This is a genomic window from Providencia sp. PROV076 (assembly GCF_028483405.1).
In the GTDB taxonomy this organism is placed as follows: domain Bacteria; phylum Pseudomonadota; class Gammaproteobacteria; order Enterobacterales; family Enterobacteriaceae; genus Providencia; species Providencia huaxiensis.
On sequence record NZ_JAMPRR010000002.1, the window covers coordinates 92,446 to 109,527 of the forward strand.

The 17,082-nt window shown below is 42.1% G+C and carries 16 protein-coding genes; 15 read left to right on the plus strand and 1 reads right to left on the minus strand.

Features of this window, described 5'->3' with window-relative positions:
• Positions 1-4 precede the first annotated feature (4 nt).
• From PSF67_RS01890 to PSF67_RS01905, 4 genes are read left to right on the plus strand one after another with little or no spacing between them, the layout of a single operon-like run.
• On the plus strand, positions 5-478 hold the full coding sequence (locus tag PSF67_RS01890) for a PTS system mannose/fructose/N-acetylgalactosamine-transporter subunit IIB (protein WP_102138060.1): 474 nt from the start codon (positions 5-7) through the stop codon (positions 476-478).
• 46 nt (positions 479-524) lie between these two features.
• The gene (locus PSF67_RS01895) at positions 525-1,316 is read left to right on the plus strand and encodes a PTS mannose/fructose/sorbose/N-acetylgalactosamine transporter subunit IIC (protein ID WP_102138061.1); all 792 of its coding nucleotides are present in this window, start codon (positions 525-527) and stop codon (positions 1,314-1,316) included.
• Positions 1,313-2,143, plus strand: a complete 831-nt coding sequence (locus PSF67_RS01900; RefSeq protein ID WP_102138062.1) for a PTS system mannose/fructose/sorbose family transporter subunit IID — start codon at positions 1,313-1,315, stop codon at positions 2,141-2,143. The genes PSF67_RS01895 and PSF67_RS01900 overlap by 4 nt, the downstream gene beginning before the upstream one ends.
• 13 nt (positions 2,144-2,156) lie before the next feature.
• The gene (locus tag PSF67_RS01905; RefSeq protein ID WP_272676438.1) at positions 2,157-3,200 is read left to right on the plus strand and encodes a tyrosine-protein phosphatase; all 1,044 of its coding nucleotides are present in this window, start codon (positions 2,157-2,159) and stop codon (positions 3,198-3,200) included.
• 195 nt (positions 3,201-3,395) lie between these two features.
• On the opposite strand, the gene araD is transcribed toward PSF67_RS01905, so the two are convergent.
• Positions 3,396-4,094, minus strand: a complete 699-nt coding sequence (gene araD, locus PSF67_RS01910; RefSeq protein WP_102138064.1) for an L-ribulose-5-phosphate 4-epimerase — start codon at positions 4,092-4,094, stop codon at positions 3,396-3,398.
• A 455-nt stretch (positions 4,095-4,549) separates the two neighbouring features.
• On the opposite strand from araD, the gene PSF67_RS01915 reads away from it, so the two are divergent.
• The 11 genes from PSF67_RS01915 (at position 4,550) to PSF67_RS01965 (ending at position 17,047) form a co-directional block, all read left to right on the plus strand.
• Positions 4,550-5,362: a DeoR/GlpR family DNA-binding transcription regulator gene (locus PSF67_RS01915; protein WP_272676439.1), complete on the plus strand. Its 813-nt coding sequence runs from the start codon at positions 4,550-4,552 to the stop codon at positions 5,360-5,362.
• A 210-nt stretch (positions 5,363-5,572) separates the two neighbouring features.
• Positions 5,573-6,565 (plus strand): substrate-binding domain-containing protein, encoded by a 993-nt coding sequence (locus PSF67_RS01920; RefSeq protein ID WP_036958239.1) that lies wholly within the window; start codon positions 5,573-5,575, stop codon positions 6,563-6,565.
• 157 nt (positions 6,566-6,722) lie between these two features.
• A complete protein-coding gene (locus PSF67_RS01925) occupies positions 6,723-8,240 on the plus strand; it encodes a sugar ABC transporter ATP-binding protein (RefSeq protein ID WP_231068743.1) in 1,518 nt (505 codons plus the stop codon).
• Positions 8,233-9,222 (plus strand): ABC transporter permease, encoded by a 990-nt coding sequence (locus tag PSF67_RS01930; protein ID WP_272676440.1) that lies wholly within the window; start codon positions 8,233-8,235, stop codon positions 9,220-9,222. The genes PSF67_RS01925 and PSF67_RS01930 overlap by 8 nt, the downstream gene beginning before the upstream one ends.
• A 13-nt stretch (positions 9,223-9,235) precedes the next feature.
• Positions 9,236-10,270 (plus strand): ABC transporter permease, encoded by a 1,035-nt coding sequence (locus PSF67_RS01935; protein ID WP_166264202.1) that lies wholly within the window; start codon positions 9,236-9,238, stop codon positions 10,268-10,270.
• 18 nt (positions 10,271-10,288) lie between these two features.
• A complete protein-coding gene (locus PSF67_RS01940) occupies positions 10,289-11,152 on the plus strand; it encodes an L-ribulose-5-phosphate 3-epimerase (protein WP_166264200.1) in 864 nt (287 codons plus the stop codon).
• A gap of 11 nt (positions 11,153-11,163) precedes the next feature.
• The gene (locus PSF67_RS01945; protein ID WP_102138069.1) at positions 11,164-12,636 is read left to right on the plus strand and encodes an FGGY-family carbohydrate kinase; all 1,473 of its coding nucleotides are present in this window, start codon (positions 11,164-11,166) and stop codon (positions 12,634-12,636) included.
• 397 nt (positions 12,637-13,033) lie between these two features.
• The gene (locus tag PSF67_RS01950) at positions 13,034-13,783 is read left to right on the plus strand and encodes a sugar phosphate isomerase/epimerase family protein (protein WP_102138070.1); all 750 of its coding nucleotides are present in this window, start codon (positions 13,034-13,036) and stop codon (positions 13,781-13,783) included.
• Between the two features lie 4 nt (positions 13,784-13,787).
• Positions 13,788-14,768: a sugar kinase gene (locus PSF67_RS01955; protein WP_272676441.1), complete on the plus strand. Its 981-nt coding sequence runs from the start codon at positions 13,788-13,790 to the stop codon at positions 14,766-14,768.
• 13 nt (positions 14,769-14,781) lie between these two features.
• A complete protein-coding gene (locus tag PSF67_RS01960; RefSeq protein ID WP_102138072.1) occupies positions 14,782-16,062 on the plus strand; it encodes an MFS transporter in 1,281 nt (426 codons plus the stop codon).
• 10 nt (positions 16,063-16,072) lie between these two features.
• Complete coding sequence (locus tag PSF67_RS01965) at positions 16,073-17,047, plus strand: NAD(P)-dependent oxidoreductase (protein ID WP_166264196.1); 975 nt, start codon at positions 16,073-16,075, stop codon at positions 17,045-17,047.
• The last annotated feature ends 35 nt before the right edge of the window (positions 17,048-17,082 follow it).

Consider the following 17,082-nt stretch of genomic DNA (forward strand, 5'->3'; position numbering starts at 1 on the left):
CCCCATGCCAATTAATGTTGCTCGGATTGATGACAGACTTATTCACGGCCAAGTTATTACCACTTGGGTTAAAAACTTTGATATTGAGCAGGTGATTATCGTTAATGACAAAGTTGCCAATGACACCGTTCAACAATCAGTTCTGACTATGGCGGCTCCACCAGATCTCAAAGTCGTCGTTTTTGGTGTCGATAAATTCATTGAGGTCTTAAAAAAAGCAGAAATTAAACGTCGCACCATGTTGCTGTTTACTAACAGCATTGATGTAAACAAACTCGTCGAAAGTGGCTTAAAACTGGAAAAATTGAATGTTGGTGGAATGCGTATGCAAGAAGGCCGTCGTAATTTATCCCGTGCAGTTGCCGTCACACCAGAAGAAGAACACGCCTTTAGGTCACTGATCAACAATAACGTTGCCGTTGAAATTCAAATGGTTCCTAAAGACCCCATTGTTGAATTGAAAACATTACTCAATTAATTCATTTAGTCATGCTTATTTTCACTTAATAAGTGAGGAGCCTATTATGTTGGTAGAGGCCATTTTAATTGCGATTTGGGCCGGTATTTGCTCATTGGATGATGTCGGTCCGCAAATGCTAAGACGCCCACTGCTCACCGGTACTGTGGCCGGTATTATCATGGGTGATATGGTTCAAGGACTCGCCATTAGCGCCACCTTAGAATTGATGTGGATGGGGATTGGTAACGTTGGGGCTTATTCCGCACCCGATATCATCGCCGGTTCTATCATTGGAGTTGCTCTCGGTATTGCTTCCAATGGTGGAATTGCAGCAGGTATCGCCCTTGCCGTACCTGTCTCTATTTTATGTCAGCAATTACTGATTATCTGGCGCTCTTTTGCCAGTTTCTTAAATGTTTGGGCAAGTAAATCCATTCTTGATGGAAACTACAGCGGCCTAACCAAAGTCCATTATTTCTCGACACCACTGTGGTTTTTTATTCGCGCCATTCCCTGCTTTATTGCCGTTTATTTTGGTAGTGACTTAGTCAATAGCATATTAAATGCTGTGCCTGAAAGTATTTTAACAGGTATGGGGGTTGCATCTAAGCTGATCCCTGCGGTCGGTATCTGTATTCTGTTATTAATGCTGCTGAAAGGCAGAATGTGGTTTTTCTTTCTGCTCGGCTTCATGCTTACAACCTATTTAAAACTGCCAATTATCCCAATTACATTTATCGCTCTGGCATTTGCTGTGCTTTATGACATGGCATTCGCCAGCAGTTTGCGCCAAACACCAGATGAAAAAGCTACACCAGCCGCCCATAAAAATGAAGAAGAGGAATATGACTTATGAGTGAAATAACCCCCTCTGAAAATAAGAAACTCACGAAAAAAGAACTCAATGGTATGTTTTGGCGAATTCAAACCATGTCATTCTCATACAACTACGAAAAACTGCAAACTATTGGTTTTGCACATTGTATGGTACCCGTTCTCGATAAGCTTTATGAAAAAGCTGACCAAGAAACGCGTATTAAAGCCATGCAACGCCATTTTGAATTCTTTAATACACAAATTAACGCAGGCGCATTAATTCTTGGTGTGACTGCAGCATTAGAAGAAAAAACAACAGAAGAAGAAAAAGAGGCTGTTGTTTCTGTAAAAGCTGGTTTGATGGGGCCATTTGCAGGTCTCGGTGATAGCTTATTAAAATTTACGTGGCTGCCTATTTGCGGCAGCATCGGAGCTGCATTTGCACTGCAAGGTAATATTATTGGCCCAATATTAATGTTTATTTTGTTTAATATCGTCAATATCGGTACCAAATATTTCTTTATTCATTATGGCTATAACAAAGGCGTTGATTTAATCGAACAATCGAAAAAATCAAATATTATTCAGCGAATTACTAATATGGCGAACGTTGTCGGGGTCATGGTCCTCGGCTCTTTAATTGCCACGACCGTCAAACTTTCCACACCGCTAACCATTGCCGTTGGTGAGCAATCTATCAAAGTACAAGAGATGTTTGACAAGGTAATACCTAACTTACTCACTCTTCTCTTTGCGCTTGGTATTTTCTTCCTTGTTCGTAAATTTCAAGGGAAACATACCGTTGCATTAATTGTCGCCATTATGGTTTTAGGTGTTGTTTGTTCTGTATTCGGAATTTTAGGATGATAAAGGGAAATATATGGAAATCGAAATCAATAGAGTGAGTGAATCAACACTCGAAATAAAATTTAGTGAAGTTCCATCCTCCCCTCTGGCATTATATTGGACGGACAAACCTGATACTCAGGTTTGTCCTGAGAATTTCATTACGGATAAAATAGAGAATACAATTACAGTTCAAGACCCATTAAAGGCGAAACAGCGTATCTATTTTATTTTACAAAATGCCAATGGATGTAAATTATTCGCTGAAAGAACATTGCCTATTGAGGGGTTAAATAACTTCCGTGACTTTGGAGGTTATACCACAACAGACGGAAAACAGGTGAAATGGGGAATGCTATATCGTTCTAACCATCTGTTTAATCTTAGTGAACAAGCAGTAAATTACATCTCCCATTTAGGGATAAACAGTATCATCGATTACCGTACTCAAAATGAAATTAACAAATCTCCTAATTGCTATGTTGGTGAAAAGAAAACGTATCATCTCGATGCTACGGCTCAAACAGCTGAATTAGCAGCACAATTTGCCGCATCACCGGATAATGAAGACAAAGCATTAATCGAAAGTGTTATCCAACATATTCCTAAAGAGATGATTAACGGCGATGGGTTGCAAATATTGGAGCAATATCGCCAATTTGTAGTAAGTGATAAGTCAAAAGCTGCCTTCAAACAAATGATCGAAGTTTTACTCGATAGCCACAATGCCCCAAATATTCAGCATTGCCGAGGAGGAAAAGACCGAACGGGTTATGGTGCACTACTTGTACTTGCTATGCTAGGTGTTCCAAAAAAAGCCATCGTTGACGACTATATGCTTACTCATTTTAATCGCCTTGAACGTAACGAAATTAAAATGGCGGGATATCGCAAAATAACCCAAGACCAAAATGTACTGGATTATTTACTTTCTCTAATTGATACTCAAGAATCATTTATTTTAGAAGTCTTTAATACAATGGAAGAAATATCTGGCTCTGTTGAAAGGTATATTAAAGATGAACTTAAATTCACAGATAATGATATTAATCAGCTTAGAGAAATATACTTAGTTTAAAAACATTTAATTAATCAAAAAACAACCACAGGTTTAACTAAATAAACCTGAGTGATGGCTGTATTTAAAAAACAGTAAAATAGCCACATAGCATATTCATTGTGGCTATTTTATAAACGAAGGAATCCGTTATTGATCATAAAATCAATAGTTGCTCTCGTTTGCCAATTCTATTTAATTAATTTTTTAACCGCTTTATTTTTGCCCGTAATACGCATTTTTACCGTGCTTACGTAAATAGTGTTTATCTAATAATACTTGTTGCATGGAACCTATTTGTGAACTTAATTGACGGGTAAATAAATTCATATAGGCAATTTCTTCTAACACTACGGCGTTATGCACTGCATTATCGGGGCTTGTTCCCCAAGCAAATGGCCCATGGCTATTCACTAATACGGCTGGAATATCTTTTGCTGACAGGCCTTTTTCCTTGAAGGTTTCAATAATCACATGACCCGTTTCTCTTTCATAATCGCCTTCAATTTCACTTGCTGTCATTTTACGGGTACAAGGGATTTCACCATAGAAATAATCGGCATGGGTTGTCCCTAAGGCACTCAATGGCAGGCCTGCTTGAGCCCAAATAGTCGCATGGCGAGAGTGAGTATGGACAATACCGCCAATTTCAGGGAATGCTTGGTACAGCGCCAAATGCGTGTCGGTATCCGAAGAAGGCCGATATTTCCCTTCTACCACTTTTCCGCTTTCCAACGAGACCACCACCATGTCTTCTGCTTTCATGGTTTCATAGTCAACGCCAGAAGGTTTTATCACCATTAACCCTGCTTCGCGGTCAATACCACTCACATTCCCCCAAGTAAAGGTCACTAGGTTATGTTTGGGTAAGGCAAGGTTTGCTTCAAAGACTTGTTGTTTCAATTTTTCTAACATAACAACTCCCTAGCTTTATAAAATATGCTTTAATATCAACAACAAAAATTTATTATCATGATGTTTTCTGTGTGTTGATAACCTATATCTACCTATTAAGGTAAACAGATTTAGGCCATTTAAAAAGCACCTCACTTTACAAACTCGCAACAAAACAGACCAACTCGGACGCATTCGGGCATAGACAGTCAAGAAAACACATAAATAGGATGTGGTTAATTGACCGAATTAGCCCAATACTTTTTGTTTAATACCATAAAAGTAAAAAGATACCGCAAATATAGTGATGCAAGTCTAGTTATTGTGTAACTAAGTGGATTTAAATTCACAAAATACCGATCGCAATCACTTTAATCGGCTTTGTTTTTTTCAAAAAGAGATAACTTGAATCCAATCACGACAAAAAAAAAGCAATACGGGCAGAATAAATATCGTGGAAAGAATAGGAGTTAAATATGTTACAAGCCGAACGCCATAAATTAATTTGTTCTCATGTTTCGCAGAATGGCTCGGCGCTAGTGCGTGATTTAGCTCAATTATGTCTCGTTTCTCAAGAAACTATCCGTCGTGATTTAACGGCTCTTGAACGTGAAAATAGGATCATCCGTAGTTTTGGGGGAGCAGTTGCCATCGACCAAGAAGAAATGCCGATGGTGAATGTGATGCCTTCTTCGGTCAAACTCAGTCAAATGGTTGATGGTGCAGAGTCTTTTCGCAAAAGAACCGAAGAGCACCCTGATGCCAAGATGAAGATTTCGAAGGCTGCACTAAAATTAATTCAGCCTGGTGACTGTATTATGTTAGATAACAGCAGTACTTGCTGGTTTCTCGCGCGGCAAATACCTGATATCGACATTACGGTAGTGACAAACTCGGTCAAGATAATCCAAGCGTTGGCCTGCCGTGACCGAGTACGCGTCATTGGTATTGGTGGGGAATATTCAGAACGTCATGATGATTTTCATGGCCCAATTGCAGAAAGTATTATTCGTAGCTTTCAGATAAAAACCTTATTTCTTTCATGCCAAGGATTTAATATCGAAAATGGTATTCGTGATGGCAGTGAAATAAACTCAAAATTAAAAAATATTATGTTACAGGTTTCTGAAAATAAAGTTTTGCTCGCGGATAATAGTAAATTAGGAAAATATGCATTTAGTCAGGTTTGTACATTTGATGATATCGACGTATTAATCACAAACAAACTAAATGATAATGATTTTCAAAAACAATTCTCTAACCTTAGAATTATCGAGTGCGATAAATAGTTTATAAAAATAAAAATCATGTAACTGTGATGTAAGTAAAAAAATAAGTTCTATTTTATTTTCTGTATTAAATAAGTGCAGGGATGTTATTTACTCATAATTCCTTTGCACTTAATTATAGGCATACCTAAATATGAGAAATTCATTATTTCTAAATAATAGAGTTTCTTGATTTAGTATCCATCTACACTAAGGAATACAACTATGAACATGAAGAAGCTAGTTTTACCTTGTTTAATGAGCGTTGCACTATTTTCAAATGTCGCGATGGCAGAATCACAAAAAGCACAAAAGCCCTTTACCATGGGTGTCGTCGTTAAAGTCGGTGGTATTCCTTGGTTTAATGTTATGGAACAAGGTATTACTGAAGAAGGCAAAAAACTCGGTGTAAATGCCTTCCAAGTTGGCCCAACAACGGCTGACCCAGCGGAACAAGTTCGTGCTATCGAAGATTTAATCGCGAAAAAAGTGGATGTCATTGGCGTTGTCCCTAACGACGCTAAAGTGCTTGAGCCTGTATTAAAACGCGCCCAAGACGCTGGAATTAAAGTTATTACCCACGAATCACCAAATCAAAAAAATGCAGATTGGGACTTTGAATTACTTGATACCCAAAGCATGGGTGCTAACCATATGAGAGATATGGCGGCCTGTATGGGTGAAGAAGGCAAATACGCCATGTTTGTGGGAAGCCTGACAGTACCATTAGTGAATGAATGGGCCGACGCGGCAATTGCTTACCAAAAAGCGAACTACCCGAAAATGCAAATGGTCGATGACCGCTTTGGTGTTGCCGAATCCGTTGATGACTCAATGCGTACAGCTAATGACTTGTTATCTAAGCATAAAGACTTAAAAGGCATCATGTCATTTGGTTCACAAGGCCCTATCGGTGCAGGACGAGCCATTGATAAACGCCGTAAAAATGACGAAACCTGTGTATTCGGGACGTTCACACCAGGTCAAGGCATCAAGTTACTGGAAAAAGGTGCAATTGATGGCGGCTATATTTCTAATCCAAAAGTCGCAGGACAAGTATTTGTACAAGTCGCAACAGCCATGATGAATGGTGAAGAAATTAAAGATGGCGTGTCTATTGGTGATATGGGTGAAATCAAAGTCAGTGGTAACACGATTTTAAGTGATAACCCTGTTAATTTGAATATTGAAAATACGAAAAAATTGGTTGAAGTCGGTCTGTAATTTCACATTATCAAAATAATGTTTAAAACAAAAATACAATATTTATCAATATATTAAATTTTATGTTCTTTGAGTTCGAGCCGCCTGCACTAGCGTAGCGGCTCGCGCTCATCACGAACAAGCCAACACCAATTTATTTGCAGTAGGAATTGTACTTATGACAAACACCTCAAAAGCTGATAAATCCGATCCACTCATTACCTTGCGCGACCTTTCCAAAAGCTTCGGTGGTCACCGTGCATTACGCAATATCGATTTGACGCTCAACAAAGGTGAAGTGCACTGTTTAGCGGGCACCAATGGGTGTGGGAAAAGCACATTAATTAAAACTATCAGTGGTGTCTATGCCCCTGATGACGGTAGTAAAATTGAAATTGATGGGAAAAGTTATCACCGATTGACGCCCGATAAAGCGCGTGAATTAGGCGTACAAGTTATCTACCAAGATTTGTCACTATTTCCAAATTTAACCGTTGCTGAAAATATCGCCTTTGAGCTAAACCTCAAAGGCTATTTTGGCTGGTTTCGCAAAAAACAACTGCGCGAGAAAGCCTTAGAAATCCTCAATGAACTGGCTTTCACCATTGACCCAGACACACCTGTGCAATTTTTACCCATTGCTCAACGTCAACAGGTTGCTATCTGCCGCGCCCTAGTCGCCGATGCACGTCTGGTGATTATGGATGAACCAACGGCTTCATTGACCCGTACAGAAGTCAACCAACTACTCTCAACGGTTAATTACCTAAAAGATAAGGGAATTACCGTTGTTTTTGTGAGTCATCGACTAGAAGAAGTCAAAGAGATCTCTGACCGCATCACCGTGATCCGCGATGGTCAAAAAATTGGCACATGGCCTGCTGAAGGCTTAACTACCCGCAAAATTACTGAGTTAATGACTGGCTTAGATATTGTCCATGAACGTAAGCCACCTAATAACGCGGAAGACCGACGCACGGTACTAGAGCTAAAAAACCTCAGCCGAGCTGGGCAATATCGTGATATCAACTTAAATCTAAAACGCGGCGAAGTATTAGGCTTATGTGGTTTACTTGGCTCAGGCCGCACTGAATTAGCGCTATCGTTGTTTGGCATTACCCACCCAGATAGTGGTGAATTACTCATCGAAGGCAAACCTGTTAAGTTAAAAAACAACACCGACGCCATTAAGCGCGGCATTGGTTATGTCTCCGAAGACCGCCTGACTTTAGGGGCAATTTTACAGCAATCCATCGCAGACAATATGGTGATTTCGATTCTCGATCGCCTCAAAACGCCTTTACATTTAATTGATGAAAAACAGTGCCAAGAAATTGTGCAAGAGTGGATAGCCGACTTAGATATTAAAGTCACTGACCCCAATAATGCCCTTTCAACACTTTCAGGCGGTAACCAACAAAAAGTGGTACTTGCTAAATGGATTTTAACACGTCCTAAAGTACTCATTTTAGACTCACCGACCGTTGGCGTCGATATTGGCGCAAAAGACAGTATTTACAAACTCATTCACCGTTTGTCAGGTGTCGGTATCTCTATTCTATTAATTACCGATGAAGCCTCCGAAGCGTATTACAATTGCGACCGAATTTTACATATGAAACAAGGCTCTATCGTCAAAGAAATTGAGACAGATTCCATCAATGAGCAACAATTGGAGGAAATCATCAATGGCTAACTGGCAAAAATTACGACCACAATCTGTCGAAGGCTGGCTGACTTGGGTCATTCTTATCATGGTGGTGTTCTTCACATTGATGAGCCCGCAATTTCTAACTATTCAAAATTTACTCGACCTCAGTGAAAGCTACGCCGTTACAGGTATTTTCGCCTTAGGTTTATTTGTGGTTCTCGTCACTGGGGGCATTGATATTTCGTTTGCCGCAGTGGCTTCCGTAGTGCAATACGTGATCGCCACTTGGCTATTGCAAGGTTTTATTGCAAGCCCTGCCGTCAGTATCACATTGGCGATTATCATCGGTATCGCTTTTGGCTTAATCAACGCTATCTTAATTTATTCGCTGAATGTTGTGTCAATTATCATCACCATCAGTATGCAATCACTGCTGTTCGGAATGCTGATGTGGCTAACCAACGGACACAGTATTTATGACTTACCTGATTGGTGGGTAGACCCTCTGACTATCCTGCCTTTTGAAGTGGATGGTGAATATTACCAAGTTGGCTTGCCGTTAATTGTGATGCTTGGCATTGCCTTCTTAACGTGGATTTTAATGAATAAAACGCACATCGGCCGTCAGCTATATGCCGTTGGTGGCAGCCAAGAATCTGCGTCTCGTATTGGTATCCGTGTTTCAGTGATTTACCTATTTGCTTACGGCTACCTTGGCGCGATGGCAGCGATTGGCGGTATGTTGCAAACCTACCGAATGAGTGAAGTGGTACCGAGTGCCCTTGTGGGCGGAGAGCTAGATGTGCTTGCCGCGGCTGTACTGGGTGGCGCCAGTTTATCCGGTGGGCGAGGCTCAGTGATAGGCACACTCATGGGCGTTTTCCTGATTGGTATCTTGAAAAACGGCCTTAACCTGATTGGTGTTTCAAACTACTTCGTCAATATCGTCATCGGGCTGGTTATTCTCATTGCGATTTGTATTACCCACTACAAAAAACGTAAAGAGACGGACGTAGGTTTTGTTTAACAGGAATATCACCATGAAAAAAAATCTTTTTTTTAAAATTGATGGCTCTGTTATCGGACTGCTTTCAATCTTTGTTTTGGCTATCGCTGCGTTTAGTATCGCCATGCCAGGGCACTTTTTTACCCAAAATACCTTTTTAAGCATCACGTTTCAGTTACCTGAGTTGGGCTTACTCACCTTTGCCATGTTTGTTCCTATGTTAAGTGGCGGGTTAAACCTTGCCATTATTAGCACTGCTAACTTAACGGGGCTCTTTATGGCTTGGGTGTTTATCAATTACCTCCCAGTGGATGCCAGTACTGGCACACAGCTAATGTGGTTGGTCTTCGCATTAATCGGCGCAACCGTGATTGCGGTCATTATCGGTAGCTTAACAGGGCTGATGATTTCCCATATCGGGGCCCACCCGATCTTAGTGACCCTCGGTACAATGACGATTATCAGCGGCATTGGTGTTTACCTCACCAAAGGAGCCGCACTGAGTGGCATGCCACCCATTGTTCGTGCCATTGGTTCCGATACTGTGCTTGGGGTGCCAATTGCGATGATTATCTTCATTGTTACCGCAATTCTCTTAGCGCTGTTTCTAGGCTGTACGCGCTTAGGTAAAAATATCTATATGAGTGGCAGTAATATCAATGCAACGTGGTTCAGCGGTATTCGTACCGACCGTGTCATGATTGCGATATACACCATTTCTAGCCTGTTATGTGTATTAGCTGGGCTCATCATGATGGCTCGCTTTAACTCTGCACGTATGGGCTACGGGGATTCCTATTTACTGCTCACCATTCTTGCCATCGTATTAGGTGGAACTAACCCATTTGGGGGAGTTGGTAAGGTTAGCCGAGTGTTCTGTGCCTTATTGGTTTTACAGGTCATTGCGACAGGTTTAAGTCTGCTAGGTGTAAGCCTGCACTTTAACCTCGCAGTTTGGGGGATCACGCTCATCTTGGCATTAGCATTCAAGTTCTTCAAAGAAAAATGGAGTGCTAAACGTGCGATGAACCGTAACCAACGCCTTAATAAAGCATCGACACAAAGTTAATTTTTCAAGGGGAAAACCATGCGTAAGCATCCAATTGGTATTTATGAAAAAGCATTACCGAAAAACAGCAGTTGGTTAGAAAAATTAGTCATCGCAAAATCTGCGGGTTATGATTTTGTGGAAATGTCAGTAGATGAAACTGACGAACGTCTGGCTCGATTAGACTGGAGCACCGCAGAGCGTCTGGAAGTTGTGAAAGCGATACAAGAAACAGGTATTCGCATTCCAAGTATGTGTTTATCTGGTCACCGCCGCTTTCCTTTTGGTAGCCATGATGAAGCCACTCGTATGATGGCCTACTCCTTAATGGAAAAAGCCATTAAGCTCGCTCAAGACTTAGGCATTCGCACTATTCAGCTCGCAGGATATGACGTTTACTATGAAGAGCAAGATGCCGAGACGATTGCCAATTTCGAAAAAGGCATGCAGTGGGTCAGCGAAATTGCGGCCGCTTCTCAAGTGATGTGCGCAGTGGAAATCATGGATACGCCATTTATGAATTCCATTAGCAAATGGCAAACACTTTCCGATAAAATTCGCTCACCTTGGTTCAAGGTGTATCCTGATGTCGGTAACTTAACGGCATGGGGTAATGATGTCGAAAAAGAATTCACCCAAGGAATTGAACACGTCGCAGCCATTCACTTAAAAGATACATATGCGGTGACTGAAACCTGTAAAGGCCAATTTCGTGATGTCCCTTTCGGTGAAGGCTGCGTAGATTTTGTTAATTTATTCAAATTATTAAAACGTTTAAATTACCGCGGTTCCTTCCTGATTGAAATGTGGACAGAAAAAGCCGATGAGCCACTGATTGAAATTATCAAAGCCCGTCATTGGATGGAAGACAAAATGCAACAAGCTGGCTGGTATAACGCCTAAAGGAGCCGATAATGAATGCATTTTTTATGGGTGTTGACCTTGGTGGTACCGTCATCAAAGCGGGTATCTATACCGCAGAAGGCCAAGAAATTACGGTTGCTGAGCACTCTTTTCCCACTGAAAGTCCACAGGCGGGTTTTAGTGAACGCAACATGGAAATGTTATGGGAAGCGACTTGCAGCGTGATCCGCAAAGCGATTCAAAATAGCCAGCTCAGTGCCGCCCAAATTTCCGGTGTCAGTTTCTCTTCCCACGGTAAAGGGCTTTATTTGCTCAATAGCCAAGGAAAGCCAGTTAGAAATGGGATTGTGTCATCTGATTCACGCGCTCAATCCATTGTTGATGAATGGCACCAAAACGGTACTGCGGATAAAGCTTACCCATTGAGTTTGCAGCAATTATGGGCTTCTCATCCCGTGGCACTACTGCGTTGGCTAAAACAACACGAGCCTGATAATTATCGCGATACTCAGCATGTTTTGATGGTTCATGACTATATTCGCTATCGCTTAACCGACCAAATTGCCTGCGAAGAAACCAATATTTCTGGCAGCCAATTATTTAACCAAATCCAGTCGAGTTATGACCCTAAACTATGCCAACTGTTTGGTATTGATGAGGCAAATGACAAACTAGCTCCCGTGATTAACTCGGCCCAATTAGCGGGTACCGTAACCCACAAAGCTGCCGCAGAATCTGGACTGGTGGAAGGAACCCCTGTATTTGGTGGCTTCTTTGATGTAGTCGGCGCAGCGTTAGCATCTGGGGTGAGCCAAAAAGATAAACTCAGTGCGGTAGCAGGCACTTGGACTATTTCAACGCGTGTCTTTGATGAAATTGTGCCTTCTGATTACCCATACGTTTGGAGTAAATACTGCATCCCAGGCACCTATTTTGTCCATGAAGGCAGCCCGACCTCAGCCAGTAACCTCGCATGGTTTACTCGGCACTTCTTCAATCAGCGTTTGCAAGATTATGACGTACTGAATCACTGCGTGGCTGAAGGGGCAACACGGCAAAATGATATTCTGTTTTTCCCTTGGCTGTACGGTTCTAACTACCACAGTAATTTGCACGGTGGCCTACTCGGTTTGAGCTCACACCATACAGATGCTGATATTGTTTATGCTATCTATCAAGGGATTGTATTCTCACATTTGTTGCATCAAGACCGTATTGTTGGCCTTGATAATACAACCGAATCTATTCGTTTCACGGGTGGCCCAACACAATCACCACTGTGGATGCAAATGTTCTGTGATGCCAGTAACTTGCCGTTAGATGTCGTCAACGTGCAGCAATCAGGTTGCCAAGCCGCTGCACTTTGTGCCGCAGTCGGAACAGGTTATTATTCAGGTTTTGATGTCGCTATTGCGGCAAGTACCCCAAAAATCACCACTTATCAACCGAATGCAATTAGCCATCAACAGCTACGTGACAAATTTGCTCGTTTTAAAGCAGTTGCCGATGCATTGAGCCAATAACTTATTGAATAAAAATAATAAAGGCAGAACTTATAACTCAGTTCTGCCTTACTTTTTCTAGACTAATAAATTATCGTTCTTGATTGCAGTAAGAAATGAATTAGCGCCCTTTCTTTTAGCCCGTTAAAGCCCAAAACGTCCCCTGAGCAAAACTATCAAAAATGATGCTTTGACAAAATCACATACTCTGTGAAAAACCTATCTGAACTTTTTATTACACCCATTACATCAAAAGTTGTGACAGTGATCGTTAATTAAACATTTATCGCCATTTGGTTAGTGATATAGCTCTGATTTTGCTCTTTCATCACTAGAAAGCACAATGGAACCGGTTCCATAATAAGTCATTCGCAATGACAAATGGGCTAAATACCCTTTAATCAGACAGAGGAAAGTCATGAGCAAAGACATTATCATTGTTACTGCCGCCTACGGTGCACAAACCGTAAAACAATTAGGGGGCCAACAAGCTTTATTCGATATTATTCAAAGCAGCCACGCGGATGGTGCTGAGATCCGTCAAGAACTATTGCTACCAAGCGATAATTTTTTTGATATTGCCAAAGGACTGCAATCAAGACAGCTCACTGCGGTTTATTCCGTGCCAGACACGCTATTCCAACAGCATACCTCTATCGCAATCACTAAACTGCAAGGCTATTTTGAAGATGCCAAACAACTTAATGCTCGCTTTTTAAAACTATCACTCGGTGAATTACCAGAAAATTATGATTTATCCGAAGTCATTAACCTTCTCAATCAATACACCACACAGTTAGTGATCGAGAATGACCAAACCGAGGTTGGCGGTCACATTGCGCCTCTTGAACGTTTTTTTGCTGATGTAAAACACCAAAATCTACCTATAAAAATGGCATTTGATATGGCGAATTGGTATTGGCATCAAGAAGATCCGTTAAAAGCCGCACATATTTTTGCCCCCCAAGTCGCTTACATTCACGTTAAAGCCTGCCAATTACGTGGCAATAAATGCGTTGCAGTAGCACTTGATGACAGCGATGGCACATGGAAAGAAGTGCTAAACGCGCTACCGAATGACGTTCCTTGTGGTATCGAGTTTCCACTCGAAGACCACGATTTACGCGCAGTCACTGAATACTATGTTTCTCTGTTGAAGGAGATTTAACATCATGAGAAATCAATTAGATGTCATCACTCTTGGTGAAGCCATGATGATGTTTGTGGCAACACAAACAGGGGAGTTGCACGAAGTTGAAAGTTTCGTCCGTCGCGCAGCCGGTGCTGAGCTGAATGTCGCCATCGGCCTGTCTCGCCTAGGGTTAAGAAGTGGCTGGATAAGCCGACTTGGCGATGACTCCTTTGGGCGTTTCATTCAAGCCACTTTGGATAAAGAACAACTGGATACTCAATGCGTTACAGTGGACTCTCGTTACCCAACGGGCTTCCAACTTAAATCTAAAGCCGAAAATGGAACCGATCCCATCGTGGAGTATTTCCGTAAAGGATCAGCAGCCAGCCATTTAGATCTCACTGACTTTAATGAAGCGTATTTTCTGTCTGCCCGTCATTTACATTTAAGTGGCGTGGCAGCCGCACTTTCGCCCACCAGCTATCAACTTTCACTGTATGCAGCAAAATGGATGCGAAATGTAGGTAAAACACTGTCATTTGACCCCAATTTGCGCCCATCCCTATGGAAAAGTGAACAGGAAATGGTCGAACAGCTCAACCAACTCGCGTTCCAAGCTAATTGGGTCTTACCCGGCTTAAAAGAAGGCAAAATCCTGACGGGCTTCGACCAACCCGAGTCTATTGCTGATTTTTATCTCGCTCAAGGTGTCGAAGTGGTTGTGATTAAAACCGGGGAACACGGAGCATATTATAAAACGGCAAATAACCAACAGGGCATAGCACCTGCCGTTCATGTGAAACACGTCATTGATACCGTCGGAGCTGGTGATGGTTTCGCCGTTGGCGTTATTAGCGCCTTACTTGAAGGTTTGACATTACCACAAGCTGTTGCAAGAGGTAATTTTGTTGGAGCAAGAGCCATTCAAGTTATTGGCGACAGTGAAGGTTTACCAACTCAGGCACAACTGCAGTATGAAATGGCATTACTGTCTGCAGCCACCACTAAAGCGGTATGTTAAAAGGAAATCGATTATGACAATGAATACTCCAGCAGCGTCACGTTGGTGGCGCATCATGCCAATCGTGTTTATCACCTATAGCCTTGCCTACTTAGACAGAGCCAACTACAGTTTTGCCGCTGCCGCAGGGATCAACGCGGACTTAGGGATTACCAAAGGGATGTCGTCCCTACTCGGCTCATTATTTTTCCTTGGCTATTTCTTTTTCCAAATACCGGGGGCTATTTATGCAGAAAAGCGCAGTGTCCGTAAACTCATTTTTGCTTGTATCTTCCTATGGGGCTTATTCGCTAGTTTAACTGGCATGGTGAGCAATATCCCAATGCTAGTGATTATTCGTTTTAGCCTAGGGGTCGTCGAAGCCGCGGTCATGCCTGCGATGCTTATCTATATCAGTAACTGGTTTACCCAATCAGAGCGCTCTCGCGCCAATACTTTTTTAATTCTAGGCAACCCCGTTACGGTACTGTGGATGTCCGTGCTATCTGGTTATCTCATTCAAGCCTTCGGTTGGCGTGAAATGTTTATCATTGAAGGAGTGCCTGCGATTTTATGGGCCTTTTTCTGGTGGAGAACAGCACGAGATAAGCCAAACCAAGTCAATTGGTTAAGCCAATCAGAAAAAGAGACATTAGATAAGATCCTGAGTGACGAACAGAAAAACATCAAACCTGTTCGTAATTACCGTGAAGCCTTCAAGTCTCGTAATGTGATTTTACTCTGCGCTCAATATTTCTGTTGGAGCATTGGGGTGTATGGCTTTGTGCTGTGGTTGCCATCCATTATTCGTGGCGCATCCAACCTCGGGATGGTAGAAACAGGTTGGCTTTCCGCAGTCCCATACCTTGCAGCAACGATGGCTATGATCTTAGTTTCATGGGCATCTGACCGAATGCATAACCGCAAATTATTTGTCTGGCCAATGCTTTTGCTCGGTGCGGTGTGTTTCCTCGGTTCATACTTACTCGGTAGCACGAATTTCTGGTTCTCTTATACCTTATTAGTGATTGCAGGTGCTGCAATGTACGCCCCATACGGGCCCTTCTTCGCTATCATTCCTGAAATGTTGCCAAAGAACGTTGCTGGTGGTGCAATGGCATTAATCAATAGTATGGGCGCATTAGGTTCATTCTTTGGTTCATGGTTTGTGGGTTACTTAAATGGGGCGACAGGTAGCCCAAGTGCCTCGTATATGTTTATGGGGATCGCATTGTTAGCTTCGGTTTTCTTTACCCTGATTGTTAAACCAAACCAAGAGCAAAAGAGTGATGCCGTCATCACAGAGCATGCTTAAAAGGGACACCATGAAAAAGAATATTGTTTTATATAAATCCATTCCCGCAGATCAACTTGAGCGGCTACAGCAGCACTTTAATGTCACTGCATTTGATAGCATTACCCCTGAGAATCTCGCTTGCTTTAAACAAGCTTTGACGAGTGCTGACGGCATTATTGGTGCTAGTTACCCTATCACAGCAGATGACATTGCCAATGCACCAAATTTGAAAGCCGCGTCGACCATTTCGGTTGGTGTCGACCAATTTGATATTGACGCCATGAATGCCAGAAAGATTGCATTGATGCATACCCCCAATGTATTAACCGAAACCACCGCGGATACCATTTTTACATTAGTGCTTTGCAGTGCGCGCCGCATTATCGAAATGGCTGAGATGGTCAAAAACGGCCAATGGACCCAAAGTATTGGTGAAAATGCATACGGCAGCAATGTGCATGGTAAAACGATTGGTATACTCGGAATGGGGCGTATTGGCTATGCTGTCGCTAAACGTGCTCACTTAGGCTTCGGAATGCCAGTTCTCTATTACAATAACCATATCCACTCCGATGCAGAAACCCAACTTAAGGCACGTCGTTGTGACCTCGATTCATTACTCGCGGAATCTGATTTTGTCTGTGTCGTGCTGCCATTATTACCTTCAACCGAAAAATTGATCGGCAAAAATGAGTTGGAAAAAATGAAACCCAGTGCGTTTTTGATCAACGGTTCAAGAGGTCGAATTATTGATGAGGCCGCGCTGACCGATGCATTAGAAATGGGCATAATTCGTGGAGCGGGTTTAGATGTGTTTGAGGTGGAGCCGCTTCCAAGCAACTCTAAGCTACTCACGCTGCCAAATGTGGTTGCTCTGCCGCATATCGGTTCCGCCACCCATGAAACCCGTTATGCTATGGTCGAATGTGCCGTTGATAACCTAATAGCGGCTTTAAAGGGTGACCTAAGCCAAAACTGTGTTAACCCTGAAATAGCAAAATAACTCAGAACCTAAAGAACCCTAATTTGTTAGGGTTC

What these genes read in the sequence shown, in the direction of transcription:
- PSF67_RS01915 (WP_272676439.1), top strand. Translation starts at nt 4,550, where the DNA reads ATGTTACAAGCCGAACGCCATAAATTAATTTGTTCTCATGTTTCGCAG.
- PSF67_RS01900 (WP_102138062.1), top strand. Translation starts at nt 1,313, where the DNA reads ATGAGTGAAATAACCCCCTCTGAAAATAAGAAACTCACGAAAAAAGAA.
- PSF67_RS01965 (WP_166264196.1), top strand. Translation starts at nt 16,073, where the DNA reads ATGAAAAAGAATATTGTTTTATATAAATCCATTCCCGCAGATCAACTT.
- PSF67_RS01930 (WP_272676440.1), top strand. Translation starts at nt 8,233, where the DNA reads ATGGCTAACTGGCAAAAATTACGACCACAATCTGTCGAAGGCTGGCTG.
- PSF67_RS01950 (WP_102138070.1), top strand. Translation starts at nt 13,034, where the DNA reads ATGAGCAAAGACATTATCATTGTTACTGCCGCCTACGGTGCACAAACC.
- PSF67_RS01890 (WP_102138060.1), top strand. Translation starts at nt 5, where the DNA reads ATGCCAATTAATGTTGCTCGGATTGATGACAGACTTATTCACGGCCAA.
- PSF67_RS01935 (WP_166264202.1), top strand. Translation starts at nt 9,236, where the DNA reads ATGAAAAAAAATCTTTTTTTTAAAATTGATGGCTCTGTTATCGGACTG.
- PSF67_RS01945 (WP_102138069.1), top strand. Translation starts at nt 11,164, where the DNA reads ATGAATGCATTTTTTATGGGTGTTGACCTTGGTGGTACCGTCATCAAA.
- PSF67_RS01905 (WP_272676438.1), top strand. Translation starts at nt 2,157, where the DNA reads ATGGAAATCGAAATCAATAGAGTGAGTGAATCAACACTCGAAATAAAA.
- PSF67_RS01920 (WP_036958239.1), top strand. Translation starts at nt 5,573, where the DNA reads ATGAAGAAGCTAGTTTTACCTTGTTTAATGAGCGTTGCACTATTTTCA.
- PSF67_RS01960 (WP_102138072.1), top strand. Translation starts at nt 14,782, where the DNA reads ATGACAATGAATACTCCAGCAGCGTCACGTTGGTGGCGCATCATGCCA.
- PSF67_RS01955 (WP_272676441.1), top strand. Translation starts at nt 13,788, where the DNA reads ATGAGAAATCAATTAGATGTCATCACTCTTGGTGAAGCCATGATGATG.
- PSF67_RS01925 (WP_231068743.1), top strand. Translation starts at nt 6,723, where the DNA reads ATGACAAACACCTCAAAAGCTGATAAATCCGATCCACTCATTACCTTG.
- araD (WP_102138064.1), bottom strand. Translation starts at nt 4,094, where the DNA reads ATGTTAGAAAAATTGAAACAACAAGTCTTTGAAGCAAACCTTGCCTTA.
- PSF67_RS01895 (WP_102138061.1), top strand. Translation starts at nt 525, where the DNA reads ATGTTGGTAGAGGCCATTTTAATTGCGATTTGGGCCGGTATTTGCTCA.
- PSF67_RS01940 (WP_166264200.1), top strand. Translation starts at nt 10,289, where the DNA reads ATGCGTAAGCATCCAATTGGTATTTATGAAAAAGCATTACCGAAAAAC.